Genomic DNA, 15,198 nt, shown 5'->3' with positions numbered 1-15,198 from the left:
TATTTTCCTCGTTAGGTTAGGCTACCGAGCCGGTGGTGCGCACACGTTTGCTGCCTTTAGCTGTTTGAATTTTGCGTGCATCGGCACGCTTTTTCAGTTGGCCATCGATTGCATTTTTGCCCGCAATTAAAAACCCTACCACAATAAATGCGCCGGGTGGTAACAGGGCAAAAATCACATTGGGGTAGCTAGCGCCAAAAATATTCAATTGCCAGCTGCGTGCAGACTCACCAAAAATCAGCTGCATATCGGCAAATAAATGCCCTGTGCCCAGCAGTTCGCGCACCGCGCCCACCGCAATTAACACCAGCATAAAACCCATGCCCATCATAAAACCGTCAACCAGTGAGGGCAGTAATTTGTTTTTGCTGGCAAAGGCATCGGCGCGGCCAAGGACTGCGCAGTTAGTCACAATCAGCGGAATAAAAATACCGAGAATTAAATACAACTCGTAGGTAAAGGCTTTCATTAATAATTCGGTGCAAGTCACCGCAGAGGCGATAATCATCACAAACGCAGGCAGGCGCACTGCATCGCTCACCTGGTGGCGAATAAGGGAGACAACACAGTTGGAGATAATCAATACCAGCAGGGTTGCCAGCCCTAAGCCCAGTGCATTTACAACGGTTGAGCTGACCGCAAGCAGCGGGCAGAGTCCGAGCAATTGCACTAGCGCGGCGTTATTGCTCCACAGACCTTTCTGGGTAATCTCTTGATAATCTACGCCATTACTCATGGTGTTCACCTGTGTGTGGCTGGGTGTTGTTGGCAGCGGTATCGCTAAATAATTGCGCTTGATTGGCGGCGACAAATTCCAGTACGCGTTTTACTTGCCCGACCACTGCGCGCGGTGTAATTGTCGCACCGGCAAATTGATCAAACTCGCCGCCGTCTTTTTTAACTTTCCACGCATCGCTAAATGGCAGTTGTAAACTTTTGCCATTGAAACTCAAAATCCACGGATTTTTTTTCAAATCGATTTTGTCGCCCAAGCCGGGTGTTTCTTTGTGTTTGATCACGCGCACACCGGCAACACTGCCATCGCGATTGACGCCGACAATCAGTTCGATATCACCGGAGTAACCATCACGCGCCACAGTCGGAACGATCAAGGCAGTGATCTCGCCGTTCAAGCGCGCCCGATGAATAGTGGCAGCGCTACCTACGTGCAAGGTTTCCTGCGCTGCGAGCGGTACCGGGGTGATATCGGTAAGCAAATCATTGTCGTGAGTTTGCAGTGGAATTATTTCAAACAGTGCACGCTGTTGTGCGGCGCGCTCGGCGGCGGCGATACGGTCTTTGGTGCCGAGATTGGTCAGCGCAAGGGTACCGGCGGTGGCCAGTGCAAAGGCGGCGAGCAGTAAACTGTTTTTACTTATGGATTGGCCGAGCATTAGTGACCTCCATCCTGTTTGCTGCTATCGGTCGCGCGGCGTGGCTTTTTGTGGCCATAGGTGCGCGGAGTGGTGTAGTAATCGATAAAGGGTGCAGCGAAGTTCAATAACAATACCGCAAAACCCACACCGTCCGGGTAGCTGGTACCCCAGGTGCGGATTACATAAACCAATACGCCGATCAGCGCGCCGTACACCATGCGGCCACGCACACTCACGGCGGAACTCACCGGATCGGTCACAATAAAAAATGCACCGAGCATAGTCGCGCCGGAGAGCAGGTGGAAAATGGGTGAACCGCCTGAGTTGGAACTGCCGGAGTCGTAAAATACACCCGCCATCAGCGCGAGCGCGAGCAGCATGCAAACCGGTGCGTGCCAGGTAAATACTTTTTTGTAGAGCAGGTAAATCCCGCCCAGCAAAAACGCAATATTCACCCACTCCCAACCGGCACCTGCCCAGCGGCCATCGGTAAACACTGCTTCTTGTTTATAAAGATCATCCAGCGTTAAACCGGCATTTTGTTTCATCACATCCAGCACGGTGGCAGAGCTGTAACCATCGATAGCTGTGCCAAAAAAGATCTTATCGAGCGCAGCTACCAAACTGGGTAAAGTTTGCCCATCAGCGAGGGAGGGCAGGGGTGTAGCCCAAGCGGTCATCTGCACCGGAAAGGAAATCAGCAGCAGCACATAGGCGACCATCGCCGGGTTAAAGGGGTTAAACCCCATGCCGCCGTAGAGTTGTTTGGCCAGCACTATGGCGATAAACGCAGCGCTGATAACCAGCCACCAAGGGCAATAGGGCGGCAGTGATACACCGATCAATACGCCAGTCACCAAGGCACTGCAGTCGCGCAGATAAAACTGGATCGGGCGGTTGCGCAGTTTCAGCACCAAGGCTTCAAAGGCGATGCAGCTCAAACTCGCCAGCAGCACATTGATTAATACCCCAATGCCAAAAAAGTGGGTCAGCGCCACTATGCCGGGAAATGTGGCATAGACCACCAGTCGCATAAGGCGCCCGGTGCGATTGGCCCCGTGGGTGTGGGGGGAGGTGATATTTAATAACGCCATTCGTTTATCTCATTGAAAATCGTTGCGGCGGATCATGATTGTTTACGCCAACTCTTGTAGCTTTTCTTCCAGCTTGCTAACACCTGCGCGGAAGGCGTCCACATTGGCATCGTTCTCTGCTTCAGCTTTGGCTAAACGCTCGCGCGCTTTGCTCAAGCGGGTTTGCAGGGATTGAATCTGTTCCGCGCGTTTTTCTTCATCGCTCATGCTCGCCATAGCCGCTGCTTTGGCTTTGGCCTTTTCGATGGCCGCTTGCGCCGCGCTTTGTTCGGCGGTTGCCGGTGCTGTTTCTGGCGTTGCTGCTGGTGTTGTTTGGGGTGCCGGTTCGTCGTTAATGCCCAAAGCGGCTAACTCGGCCAGCGCTTCGCTAATTTTTTGCTGCAGTTTGTCGGCGCCTTGCTGTAACGCATCCAAGTTAGCGCTGCCTTCGGTTTTGGCGGCGGCAACTTTTTCTTCCGCTTTGGCCAAACGGGTGCGCAGGGATTCGAGGTTGGCTTTAGCCTTCTCTTCCGGCGACATGGTCAATTTGGCCTGCGCGCGGGCGATGGCGGCGGCGACCGGATCGTTCATATCCACTGCGGCTGCGACAGATGGCGCTGTGTTTGCCGGTGCGGTATTGGTCTGGGCGGCACTTGTCTGTGCCAAGAAATCAGCGAGTTTCTTCTCGGCTTCGGCGAGTTTTAACTCCGCCTGTTTGATGCGCACTTGCTGTTTAACCAGCTGCTCATCGCTAATTACCGGGTTGGTTTTGTTGGGCACCAGCGGTTTTTGCTGGAATTCCAGCGCGGTTTTGGCGGTAGTGACCAAACGCTCCAGTTTGGCTTTTTGCTCGTCGGGCGCGGCTTGTACGGCATTTGCGCTAGCGACGGCGGCGCTCAGTACATCCGTTGGTGCAGCGGGCGCGGCACTGGCGTTCGCGGCTTTTTCGGCCAGTTTTTTCTTGGCTTCTTCCGCCGCTTTTTGGCGTGCTAACCGCTTGGCTTCTTTTTCTGCCTCTTCTTTGGCGATGCGCTGCTGGCGGAATTCAAAACGCTGGCGCGAGCGGTCAGACTTTTCTTTTTCAATCTCGTGCAGGCGAATCGTGCCTTTGGCGGCGCGATAGTACTGCACCAGTGGGATGGTACTGGGGCAGACATAAGAGCAGGCGCCACACTCGATACAATCGAACAGGTTGTGCGATTCAAGCCGCTCAAAATCTTCCGCCTGTGCATACCAAAACAGCTGTTGCGGCAGCAGGTTGGCAGGGCAAACTTCCGCGCATATGCCGCAGCGAATACAGGCTTGCGCCGGTTGCGGTTCGGGCAACTCTTGTTTGCTGGGCGCGAGGATGCAGTTAGTCGTTTTAATGATGGGCGAGTGCAAATCGAGCAGGGTAAAACCCATCATCGGCCCACCCATTACCACGCGCGAGGCGCGGTTGGCAGCAAAACCGTGTTGTTCTAACACGTAGCTGATTGGGGTGCCGAACAGCACTTCTATGTTGCGCTGGGTGCCGAGCGCATCGCCTACCACAGTGGTGATACGGGAGACCAATGGCTCGCCGTAGCGCACTGCGCGCCACGCGGCTACTGCGGTGCCCACATTGACGCAGATCACCCCGACATCGGCTGAGTGATGGCCGCTGGGAATCTCCCGCCCGGTCAAAATTTGGGTGAGTTGTTTGGCTCCGCCCGAGGGGTACTTGGTCGGGAACACCGCGACTTGGATCTTGGCTGCTTCGGGGTTATTGACCGCCGCACCGGCCACGGCGGCTCTGACCGCTGCTATGGCTTTGGGTTTATTGTCTTCAATGCCGATCAGCAGGTTTTTGGGGTGATGCAATATGTGGCTCAGCAGCAAGGTGCCGGCGACCAGTTCATCGGCGCGCACTTGCATCAGCATGTCATCGGCGGTGATGTAGGGCTCACATTCGGCGCCGTTGAGGATCAGGGTGTCGATCACCTGAGTGGATTTGGGCGCAAGTTTGATTGCAGTGGGAAAACCCGCACCGCCCAGACCGGCAACACCGGCGGCGCGGATTTTATCCAGCAGCGCCAAGCGATCCAGACTGAGGTAATTTTCGCAGGGGGTTAATTCAACCCATTCATCTTTGCCGTCCGACTCAATCACTACCGATTCACTGTTCATGCCCGATGGGTGGGGAATTGCCCGCTCTTCAATGGCGATGACGGTGCCAGAGGTGGATGCATGAGTATTGGCACTAAACGTACCGTCGGCTGCGCCGATCAGTTGCCCGGCCAGCACGCGCTCGCCCACTTGCACCACCGGTTGTGCAGGGGTGCCCATGTGCTGGTTGAGCGGAATTACCAATACCGGCGGCAGGGGCAATGAACCCAGCGGTAATTGCAGGGATTGGCTTTTGTGTTCGGGTGGATGGATACCGCCGGGCAGTTCCCACACTTTGATCAGGCTTGTCATCTAGGCAACTTTCTCGTCATTTAGGCGGCTTTGTCGCCGTCATGTGTGCCGCCAAAGGCTTGGCCGCGCCCTAAATCAGAGGCGATCAAATTCACCTCTTGGGCGACAACATGAAATACGGGTTTTTGGTTGGTCGCCGGCAAATCCCATTTCCAGGTTTTGAGGTCGGTTTCCACCGGAATCATATCGATACAGTCCACCGGGCAGGGTTCAACACACAGGTCGCAGCCGGTGCATTCATCGACAATCACTGTGTGCATATGCTTAGCCGCGCCGAGAATTGCATCCATCGGGCAGGCCTGAATGCACTTGGTGCAGCCGATACATTCGTCTTCGCGGATATAGGCAACGCGTTTGATATCCAGGTGTTCGCCGTGCTCAGAGTCGAGTGAGGGCGCTTCGACATCGAGCAGGTCAGCCAAGGCATTGATGGTCGCCTGACCGCCGGGTGGGCATTTGTTGATGGCTTCGCCCGCCGCGATGGCTTGTGCATAGGGGCGGCAGCCCGGGTGACCGCATTGACCACATTGGGTTTGCGGGAGCAGGGCGTCGATCTGTTCAACAATCGGATCGCCTTCTACTTTGAATTTCACTGCCGCAAAACCCAGCACGGCGCCAAACGCAGCCGAGAGTCCGCCGAGCGCAAGCAGCGCGCTGAGGATGGGGTTTTGGAAAATAAAATCGATCATGTGTCTCTCTTTTTTAGCAAGGCTTGTGCTTTGTTAGTAAGACTTGCGCTTTGTTAGTAAGGCTTGTTTGTTATTGCAGGCTAACCAGCCCGCCAAAGCCCATAAAAGCGAGTGCCATTAAACCGGCGGTGATCATGCCAATCGCCGCTCCTTTAAAGGGTGCGGGTACATCGGCTACGGCCAAGCGTTCGCGCATTGCGGAAAACAGTACCAATACCATCGCAAAACCCAAGGCGCCGCCAAAACCGAACAGGGTCGATTCAAAAAAGCTATGGGCTTTTTGGGTGTTGAGCAGCGCGACACCCAATACTGCACAGTTCACCGTAATCAGCGGTAAAAACACCCCGAGTACGCGGTACAGCAGCGGGCTGGTTTTTTCCATAAACATCTTTACGAATTGCACCACGGCTGCGATGACCAGAATAAAGGCGATGGTGCGTAAATATTGCAGGTCCAGTGGAGTTAGCACCCATTTGTCGACCAGATAGGTGCAAATCGATGCCAATGTCATCACAAAGGTGGTTGCACCGGCCATGCCGATGGCGCTTTCAAGCTTGTTGGACACACCCATAAATGGGCAGAGGCCAAGAAATTGTGCCAGCACAAAGTTATTCACCAGAACAGTACTGAGCAGAATGATCGCTAATTCGCTGAAACTCATGGTGGTTGTCCAATAAAGGAAAGTCGCTGGGGGTGGATTTGGCTTGTGGCTGCGTATTATCGGCAAGCAGAGAAGGATTCTCAATCAAAATGACATAAAGCCTTATGGGGTTTATGAATATCTGTAATCGATTCTTCTGATTTGCCCATCTGCCTTTCCCCCTTAAAACAAGGGGGAGAAGGGCGATGGCAAGGGGAGTTACATCACTCGTTGACCGGGCTGGGCGCCATTGTGTGGTTCCAATAAGTAGATTTCTTTATCGCCTGGGCCAGCCGCCAGCACCATGCCTTCACTCATACCAAACTTCATTTTGCGCGGTTTGAGATTGGCGACCACCACGGTCAGTTTGCCGACCAAGTCTTTTGGGTCGTAAGCGCTCTTGATGCCAGAAAACACATTGCGCGTTTCGCCGCCTAAATCCAGCGTCAGGCGCAGCAATTTATCTGAGCCTTCTACATGTTCGGCGTTGGCGATCAGGGCGATGCGCAAATCCACTTTAGCGAAATCGTTAAAGTCGATTTCGGCGGCGATGGGTTCATCGGCCAAGGGGCCAGAGGCCTGTTCATTCGTTGCGCTAGCTTGGGGTGCAGCCGCAGTTGCCAAGGCGTCTTTACTGGCGTCGATCATGGCATCTACCTTGTCTTTTTCGATACGGGTTAACAGTGGTTTGAACTCGTTGATTTGTTCACCGGCGCGGAAGCTCACCGGCGCATTCCAGCTCAGGGTTTCACCCAAAAAGGCTTCGGCGTCGGCAGTCAGGGCAGGCAATACCGGCTTTAAATAAGTCAGCAAGGCGCGGAACATATTGATGCCCAGGGTGCAAACCGCTTGAGTTTGCGCTTCGGCACCGGCCTCTTTCGCCAGCTTCCACGGCGCTTGGGTGGCGATATATTCGTTGGCGGCATCGGCCAGCGCCATAATTTCGCGCATGGCTTTGCTGTAATCGCGGTTTTCGTAGTGGCTGGCGATGCTGTCACCGGCATCGACAAACTGCTGCCACAAGGCCGCATCGGCTATTTCGGTCGCCAACACACCACCAGCGTTATTGATGAACTTAGCGGTACGGCTGGCGATATTCACCACTTTACCGACCAAATCCGAATTCACCCGTTGGATAAAATCTTCCAGATTCAGGTCGATGTCGTCCACGTTGCAAGTCAGTTTGGCGGCAAAGTAGTAGCGCAGGTATTCCGGATTCAAATGGTCGAGATAAGTGCGGGCATTAATAAAGGTGCCGCGCGATTTACTCATCTTGGTGCCGTTGACGGTCAAGAATCCGTGTACACAGACCTTAGTTGGTGTGCGCAAATTGGCCGAGTGCAGCATCGCTGGCCAAAACAGGGCGTGGAAGTTGACTATGTCTTTACCGATAAAGTGATACACCTCGGCAGTCGAATCCGGCTTCCAATACTCTTCCCAGTCGCCGCCGGTTTTATCCAATAAATTCTTCAAGCTGGCGATATAACCGATCGGTGCATCCAGCCAGACGTAAAAATACTTGCCCGGCTCGCCGGGAATTTCAAAACCGAAGTAGGGCGCATCGCGGGAGATATCCCAGGACTGCAAACCGGCATCGAGCCATTCGGCCATTTTGTTGGCTACTTCATCTTGCAAGTGACCGGCGCGGGTCCAGTTTTTGAGAAAGTCGCCGAACTCGGGCAGGGTAAAAAAGAAATGTTCGGAATCCTTCGCCACCGGAGTTGCGCCAGAAATCGCCGATTTGGGGTTAATCAAATCCATTGGCGAATAGGTTGCACCGCATTTTTCGCAATTATCACCGTATTGATCTTCCGTCTTACATTTCGGGCAGGTGCCCTTGATGTAGCGGTCGGCCAAAAACAGTTGTTTTTCTGGGTCGTAAGCCTGGGTAATACTTTTGCTGGCGATATGGCCATTGGCTTTCAAACGGCCATAAATCATGCTCGACAACTCGCGGTTTTCCTCCGAGTGGGTCGAGTGATAGTTGTCAAAGGCAATATTAAAGGCGGCAAAGTCGGCTTCATGCTCGGCTTTTACATTGGCGATTTGTTGTTCAGGCGAATGCCCCAACTGCTCAGCTTTGAGCATAATCGCGGTGCCGTGGGCATCGTCGGCGCACACATAGGTACAATCCACGCCGCGCATTTTCTGGAAACGCACCCAAATATCGGTCTGGATATATTCCACCAAATGGCCAAGGTGAATCGAACCATTGGCATAGGGCAGGGCGCTGGTAACCAAAATCTTGCGAGCTGATTGAGTCATGAATAAAAACCTGTCAAAGCGGGAGTCTATGGCGGGGCGATGCGATGCGAATCGGCCAGCCGAAAAAATGGGGCGCACTATAGCATTTTTCGCTGGCGCAATCAGGCCGGAGCTATTGCGATTATTTGGCTGCTATTGCTCTGCAGCTTCTAGCGTTTTGCGGCGCTCTTCTTCTGTTTTCTTTAGGGTTTCTTCTAGCGCTTTGCTTTGTTCAAGCGCTTTGGTTTGTGTTTCGGTTAATATTCCTTCTGGTTTTGCAGCTTTTTCATCAGTACTACAGGCTGTTAGAGCGAAAATTACGAGTGCTAAGAACGATAAAGTTTTCATAATTTATTCCTGATCATAGGGTTTGTATTCAATGCGAGTGATGTAAAAAAACTCCTCGCCTTCCGGTTTTTTTAACACGAGTTCGTCGTCTACGCGTTTGCCCATCATTGCCCGCGCTAAGGGCGCATCCATACTGAGTTTTTGTTTTGCTACATCGAACTCATCCGGGCCGACAATTTGGTAGGTTTTTTCATTGCCGTCTTCATCTTCTAATGTTACCCAGGCGCCAAAAAAAACTTTGCTTTGGTCTTCGGGCAGGCGGTCAACAACGGTAGCGGCTTCCATGCGTTTGGATAAAAAGCGCACGCGTGAATCAATTTCACGTAGGCGGCGTTTGCCGTAAATATAATCCCCGTTCTCGCTGCGGTCGCCGTTTTTGGCGGCTTCGTGCACCACTTGCGTCACTTGTGGGCGTTCAACTTTCCACAGTTGGGTGACTTCATCTTTCATGCGTTTAAACCCGGCAGCGGTAATATACGCAGAACCTTTTTCACTCGGTGGGCGCCAACGTCCCATTATTTATCTCCAAAAACAGTGAGGTAAAAATTCAATTCTTCAGTGAGTGCGCGCTGGATATTCTGCGCTTGGCGAAAGCCGTGCGCTTCTTCTTCAAAGGTCACATATTGGGTCATTATGCCTTTTTGTTGCAGCGCAGCGACCATGGCTTCTGCCTGCGCAGGCGGTACAACCTTATCTTGCAGACCCTGTAAAAAAATCACCGGGCAGTTGAGTTGCTCTATGTGATGAATGGGTGAGCGGGCGCGATAGGTTTCTTGCTGCGCAGGATATTCGCCCACCAGCGAATCCAAATAATGCGCTTCAAATTTATGGGTGTCGCGCGCGAGGGCTTCCAAATCGCCAATGCCATACAAACTGGCACCGGCTTTAAAAACATCGCTAAAGGTGAGCGCGGCAAGCACTGTGTAACCACCCGCGCTGGAGCCGCGGATAGCAACTTTGTTTTTGTCGATAAGATTTTGCGCGGCCAAATAATCCACGCCGCTGCACACATCGATTACATCGGTAATGCCCCAATTATTTTTTAAACGGTCGCGATAGCGTCGGCCGTAGCCGGTGCTGCCGCGATAATTTACATCCAGTACCGCAAAACCACGGCTGGTCCAGAATTGGATTTTTAAGTTGAGCGAGCTTTCGCTTGCGCCGGTTGGTCCACCGTGACACATGACTAAGAGCGGCGGCAGTTGGTTGGCAGTTGTTTTGATATCAGGGTTAGTCGGCGGATAAAAAAATCCGCGTGCGCTTTCTCCATCGCGAGTGGGGAATTCGATTGGTTGCGGTGTGGCAAAAAAATCTGCTGCAATCAGTTGCGCTGTTGTGGTGAGCGGCGCAATTTTTTCTTGGCTGCCATCGGCATCATAAAACCACAGCTGGGCACTTTGTTTTGCACTGGCGGCGATGAAATAACCTTTGCCATTGTGGCAATGAATGTTGGCAATATCGCGCAACTCGCTGGGGATGATGTTCAGCTTGCCTGTGGTTAAATCGATGTTGCCCAGTTGCCAATATCCCTCTTGGCTAAAGCAGCAGAAAATTTCGTGCGCCGATAAAAATCCGTAGCAGCTCATACCAAACACCCATTGCGGTGTAGCGAACTCGGCCTCCATTACACAAACGGCTTCAGCTTCTGTGCCAGTCCAGCGGTAAATATTCCACCAGTTGCTGCGATCCGACACAAAAAATAATTCGCCTGTTGGCGACCACTGCGGTTGAAAAATAGATTCACTGGCGCCGCCCGCAATCACCGCGCGGTTAATAATGTCGCCGCGTTGATTGAGTTGCGCGAGCACACACTCGGTGCCATCCCAAGGCATATTGGGGTGATTCCAATACAGGTAACTGAACTGATTTCCGTCCGGCGACAGGCGTGGGTTGGAATAAAAATCATCGCCCTGTGCGAGGGTATGTATCTCGCCACTGGTGAGATCCAGCGCAATAATACTGCTGCTGCTGGGTTGATGTGCATCTTGTGTGCAATCTTCACGCACCGCTATTAATCGCGTGCGTGCTGCGTCGTAACAAAAATCCGCGTAACGATAAGCGCCCTCGGGCGTAAGCGCTTGGGTTTTATTACTGGCCAGATCGTAGCGATAAATTCGCTGGTCGCTATCCAGCACATAAAAAATGGCGCTGGCGGTAGCGAGATAGGGCGCGCCGCCATATTCGTGGGCGCGGGTGCGAATACTGTGCGGTGCAGGCAGCAAGTCTTCACGTATGCCACCTGATTCGCGCACCAGTGCACTGCGGCCTTTTTCCTGTGGGCGCGATTCCAGCCAGTAAACATAATCACCAACGGCTTGTGGCTCGCTGATGCGCACACCTTGGGCGGTGAGCAATTCGGCGCTAATGGGCGATGGCCAGTGGCCGTAGGGAATGCTGGTCATAAGGAGTGTCGCCTGACGCAATAACAAAGAAGGGCGGTATTTTGCCTCTCAATGCGAAGCAGGAGCAAGGCAGGGTTTTTATTTGAGTGGCTTTGGGCTTTAATGCCGGCTCTAACTGGATTTTCTTATGGATTTTACCGCTGAACAATTACGCACTTATCTGCCTCCCATTACTTCGCCATCCGCTATCTGGTGGATCGGTTTTAGCGGAGGCTTGGATTCTACTGTGCTGCTCCATGCGTTAACGCAATTGGCTTTGCCGGTACAGCTGCGCGCTCTGCATATCAATCACCAAATTTCACCCAATGCCAATGCATGGCAAGCTCAGTGCGCTGATTTTTGCGCGCAGCATGCGGTGCCGTTTCATGCTGAAAAAGTGCGGGTAGAAAATTCCGGTAAAGGCATTGAAGACGCGGCGCGCGAAATTCGCTATGCCGTGTTCGAAAAAAATCTTGCCCCTAATGATGTTTTATTCACGGCGCATCACGCTAATGATCAAGCTGAGACACTGCTGCTGCGTTTACTGCGTGGCACCGGCCCCCGTGGTTTAGCGGCGATGACCTCTGTGCGTGCGCTGGGTGCGGGTTTGTTAGTGCGGCCGCTGCTGCATTTTTCCCGTGCTGATTTGGAGGCCTATGCACGTGTGCATCAACTGCAGTGGGTGGATGATGAAAGCAATCTGGATGATGATTACGATCGCAATTTTTTGCGCAATCAGGTGATGCCACTGTTGCAAGATCGCTGGCCGGAATTTAAACGCAAATGGCAGCAGACCGCAGAATTGTGCGCACAACAAGAGGCAATTGTGGAAGAGCTTGCGCGCGAGGATTTATGGCGCGCCGCACCGCAGGCGGCACGAGTAGGGCAGAGTATTGAGCTTGATGCATTGCGGCAATTGTCGCCAGCACGCCAACAAAACCTGCTGCGCTTTTGGTTGCGTTCACTGCATTACACCACACCTGAACAATTGCACTGGCAGCAAATCGAGCGGCAAATTATTCATGGCCGCGATGATGCACAAACCCGCGTCAGCTGGGGTAATGTCGCGCTGCAAACCTATCGCCAGCGTTTGTATCTGCTACCCGTACAGTTACCGGAAATGCAACTGCAGTTTGAATTAACAAACCATGATTCATCACCGCGGTTGAAGGCTGATTTACCTGCATTACAGATTCGTTATCGCACTGGCGGTGAGCGCTGTAAGCCCGCAGGCCGTGCGCACTCACAAACATTAAAAAAACTGCTGCAGGATTACGCTTTGGAGCCTTGGCTGCGTGATAAGGTGCCACTGGTATTTAGCGGCGATGAGTTAGTCGCCGTGGGGGATTTGTGGGTCTGTACGGGGTTTGTTGCGGCAGAAGATGAAGCGGGTTTTGCGCTGTATTGGCGATAAAAACCAAAAAAAACGGGATGCGATGGCATCCCGTTTTTGTTTTACCGCTACTGATATTTAGTAGACGTACACGGCACCGGCTGCATCAGCTGAGTTGTCGCTTTGATCTAAGCTGTTGCTGCTTGTTGCCGAGCTGGTGCTGGCACCACTGGATGCGGCAGCATAACCGCGGCCGGCTTCGCGGTGCGCGCTAACTGCCATAGTTTTGCCATCCGCCGACAAATCTACGTTCACGCCAAAGCGGTCGTCGCTGTCGGTATTGCTAGCTTTAACATAGCTTTGTTGTGTCCACACTGTGTTATTGCGTTTGAACACAAATACGGCGCCAGAGCGCGCGGCGCTGGTATCACCTTGATCGCCGTTAATGCCTTTGGCATTACTTGACTCACGGAATGAACCAACCGCCAAGGTCTTGCCGTCTTGGGAGAGGCTCACATTGCCGCCGAATTGGCCTCCGTCGCTAATTTGAATATCGTAAGTGCCATTGCCGTTACTGGCTAATGCAACGCCTGAATGCTTGGTTAAGGTTGAGGGTTTTATCATCGCCTCTTGCGCCCAACCGCTGCCGGATTTACTGAAAATATAGGTTGCCCCGGTATTGGCGTAGTCAATCTGCTGTGTGGTATCACCATTAATGCCGCTGGCATTACTTGCATCACCAGTAGCGCCAACCGCCAAGAGTGTGCCGTCACCGGATAAATCCACGCTGGTACCAAACGCAGTTTTTATAAAGGTGCTACTGGGTTTGAAATAAGCTTCTTGCCCCCATAGATTACCAGTCCGTTTGAATACATAGGCGGCACCGTTGTTAATTAAACCGCGCACAGCATACTTACCTGCTTTCTCACATTCTGGATCTATGGTGTAGGTAGATTCATTGAAGTAATAGCATGCGTTGTTGGCTTGGTCGCCATTGACGCCTGTTGCATTGCTATCTTCTCCTATAGCGCCTACAGCCATAGTGTTGCCGTCAGTGGAGAGGGCAATACTGGTGCCGAAAGCGTCGGATGGTTCAGCGTTTGAGGCTTTTAGATAAGACTCTTCCTTCCATCCCTTATCGGCTGTTTTTACATAAATATAAACTGCACCAGATGCAGTGCCGCCAGGAAAGTCAGAGCTTGAACTTGAACTAACACTGCTTTTTGAAGAGCTGCTAGAGGAGGTGCTGGAACTGCTGACACTGGAGGCGCTGGACGATGGGTAGTACTCATAACATTCGATTTCACTTGGGTTGCTGCTGAAGCTGCTGTTATGAAAATTCACTACATCGGATAAGCCAACGCCATCACTGGTCGCACCGACGGCCAAGGTTTTTCCATCGCCCGAAAGAGAAATGCTCTCGCCAAAACGTAAGCCGCCGTTTAAATCTTTATGAATCAGTGAGTAGAGCGGTTTTACATAAGCTTCTTGCAACCACTCACTACTATTTCTGGTGAAAACATAAACTGCGCCCATGTCGTAATTAACGGCGGCAATGAGGTCGTCGGATGGGTCTGATGATGTGCCGTAGTTGGTTACTTCATAGTTATTCTGATTACAGTTAACACCATAGGATGGGCTGTCTTCCAATAGCGCCGATACCGCCAGGGTATTTCCGTCATCGGACAGTGCAACTTTGTAGCCGAAGCGATCGTTGGGTAGAACACGCAGTGAATTTACATTGGGTTGCTCGGTGTTGGATGCTTTCAGGTAGGCCTGTTGAATCCAAACGCCGTTTTCTTTAACGAATACATAGACCGCGCCAGAGTTGGTGCTGTCATTGTTGGTCTGGTCGCCATTTGCGCCTATGGCTTTACTGTCTTCGGTGGGCGCGCCCACCGCTAGGGTGGTGCCATCGGCGGACAGTGCAATGCTCCAGCCAAAAAAATCATTGGCTTCAGCATTAGATGCTTTGAAATAGCCAATGGCTTTGATCATTTCGGTCGCGGTAAAAGTCAGGTCGGATCTTTGGCAGCCGCCGGCATTACAGGCGTCTACGTAATAGTAATTGTTGACCCAATCATGCACATGTACGCCGATTTCATCTGTAGCCTTAGTCGCAGTCAAATCGCCGCCTACTTGCACTACGCCGCCGGTCGCTGCATCGTGTTTATAGAGCTTATAAAAAGTAGCACCATCAACCGCGCTCCATTGGAAGGTCAGCACTTTTGGTGTTTGCGCTTCTACCTTAACGCTGGGCCAAATGCCTGAGCCATTTGGCGGCACAGAGGCTGCACTGAAGCTGCTGCGCAAGGATGAGCTGCTAATAGATGAAGAGCTTGCCGAGGATTTTTTATCGCTGCCACCGCCGCAGCCAGCCAGTAAAAATGAGCCTGCCATCAACGAGAGAAGCAGGGTGGTACGCTTTAGTAGCGGTGAAAAACGGTCAATATTCATTCAGCATGTTCCTGATGTTTAGAACTGAGGTTTAAAACTGGTCGGTGATTCTGTGTGTCGCGGCGCTTGGTGTCAATCAAATCGCCAGCAATATTCGGGCACAGATAAGACTCTGGGTTTGGTTCTGGCTTTTATCGAGCTGGCCTAAAGACCTTTAAAGCAGAGGATTGGTTCAGTGATTTTTGTTGGAAAGGTAATTTAGCGAAAATGGCGGCGGC

The 15,198-nt window shown here is 52.3% G+C and carries 12 protein-coding genes; 1 reads left to right on the top strand and 11 read right to left on the bottom strand.

Annotated elements, in window-relative coordinates; genetic code table 11:
• Positions 1–16: 16 nt before the first annotated feature.
• From AWU77_RS17420 to AWU77_RS17375, 10 genes are all read right to left on the bottom strand, one after another.
• Positions 17–736 carry an electron transport complex subunit E gene (locus AWU77_RS17420; RefSeq protein WP_062066397.1) on the bottom strand — a complete coding sequence of 240 codons (720 nt, stop codon included), beginning with the start codon at positions 734–736 and terminating at the stop codon, positions 17–19.
• Entirely contained in the window at positions 729–1,394 is a 666-nt protein-coding gene (gene rsxG / locus AWU77_RS17415; protein ID WP_062066394.1) for an electron transport complex subunit RsxG, read from the bottom strand. The genes AWU77_RS17420 and rsxG overlap by 8 nt, the downstream gene beginning before the upstream one ends.
• Complete coding sequence (rsxD, locus tag AWU77_RS17410; RefSeq protein ID WP_062066391.1) at positions 1,394–2,470, bottom strand: electron transport complex subunit RsxD; 1,077 nt, start codon at positions 2,468–2,470, stop codon at positions 1,394–1,396. Before rsxD ends, rsxG begins: the two co-directional genes overlap by 1 nt.
• A 42-nt stretch (positions 2,471–2,512) precedes the next feature.
• Positions 2,513–4,888: an electron transport complex subunit RsxC gene (rsxC, locus tag AWU77_RS17405; protein WP_062066388.1), complete on the bottom strand. Its 2,376-nt coding sequence runs from the start codon at positions 4,886–4,888 to the stop codon at positions 2,513–2,515.
• Between the two features lie 20 nt (positions 4,889–4,908).
• Positions 4,909–5,577 (bottom strand): electron transport complex subunit RsxB, encoded by a 669-nt coding sequence (gene rsxB / locus AWU77_RS17400; RefSeq protein WP_062066385.1) that lies wholly within the window; start codon positions 5,575–5,577, stop codon positions 4,909–4,911.
• A gap of 70 nt (positions 5,578–5,647) precedes the next feature.
• Positions 5,648–6,238 carry an electron transport complex subunit RsxA gene (gene rsxA / locus AWU77_RS17395; RefSeq protein WP_062066383.1) on the bottom strand — a complete coding sequence of 197 codons (591 nt, stop codon included), beginning with the start codon at positions 6,236–6,238 and terminating at the stop codon, positions 5,648–5,650.
• A gap of 198 nt (positions 6,239–6,436) precedes the next feature.
• Positions 6,437–8,482: a methionine--tRNA ligase gene (metG, locus tag AWU77_RS17390; RefSeq protein WP_062066380.1), complete on the bottom strand. Its 2,046-nt coding sequence runs from the start codon at positions 8,480–8,482 to the stop codon at positions 6,437–6,439.
• Positions 8,483–8,614: 132 nt separating this feature from the next.
• On the bottom strand, positions 8,615–8,809 hold the full coding sequence (locus AWU77_RS17385) for a hypothetical protein (protein WP_062066377.1): 195 nt from the start codon (positions 8,807–8,809) through the stop codon (positions 8,615–8,617).
• Between the two features lie 3 nt (positions 8,810–8,812).
• Positions 8,813–9,325: a transcription elongation factor GreB gene (greB, locus tag AWU77_RS17380; protein ID WP_062066374.1), complete on the bottom strand. Its 513-nt coding sequence runs from the start codon at positions 9,323–9,325 to the stop codon at positions 8,813–8,815.
• Positions 9,325–11,211: a S9 family peptidase gene (locus AWU77_RS17375; protein WP_062066371.1), complete on the bottom strand. Its 1,887-nt coding sequence runs from the start codon at positions 11,209–11,211 to the stop codon at positions 9,325–9,327. Before AWU77_RS17375 ends, greB begins: the two co-directional genes overlap by 1 nt.
• 127 nt (positions 11,212–11,338) lie before the next feature.
• On the opposite strand from AWU77_RS17375, the gene tilS reads away from it, so the two are divergent.
• A complete protein-coding gene (tilS, locus tag AWU77_RS17370; protein WP_062066367.1) occupies positions 11,339–12,604 on the top strand; it encodes a tRNA lysidine(34) synthetase TilS in 1,266 nt (421 codons plus the stop codon).
• A 57-nt stretch (positions 12,605–12,661) separates the two neighbouring features.
• On the opposite strand, the gene AWU77_RS17365 is transcribed toward tilS, so the two are convergent.
• Positions 12,662–14,980, bottom strand: coding sequence for an FG-GAP repeat protein (locus tag AWU77_RS17365; protein ID WP_062066364.1), 2,319 nt, complete (start codon positions 14,978–14,980; stop codon positions 12,662–12,664).
• Between the last annotated feature and the right edge of the window lie 218 nt (positions 14,981–15,198).

The sequence above is a fragment of the Cellvibrio sp. OA-2007 genome (assembly GCF_000953825.1).
Classification (GTDB): domain Bacteria; phylum Pseudomonadota; class Gammaproteobacteria; order Pseudomonadales; family Cellvibrionaceae; genus Cellvibrio.
This window is presented reverse-complemented; position numbering and strand designations above follow the sequence as displayed.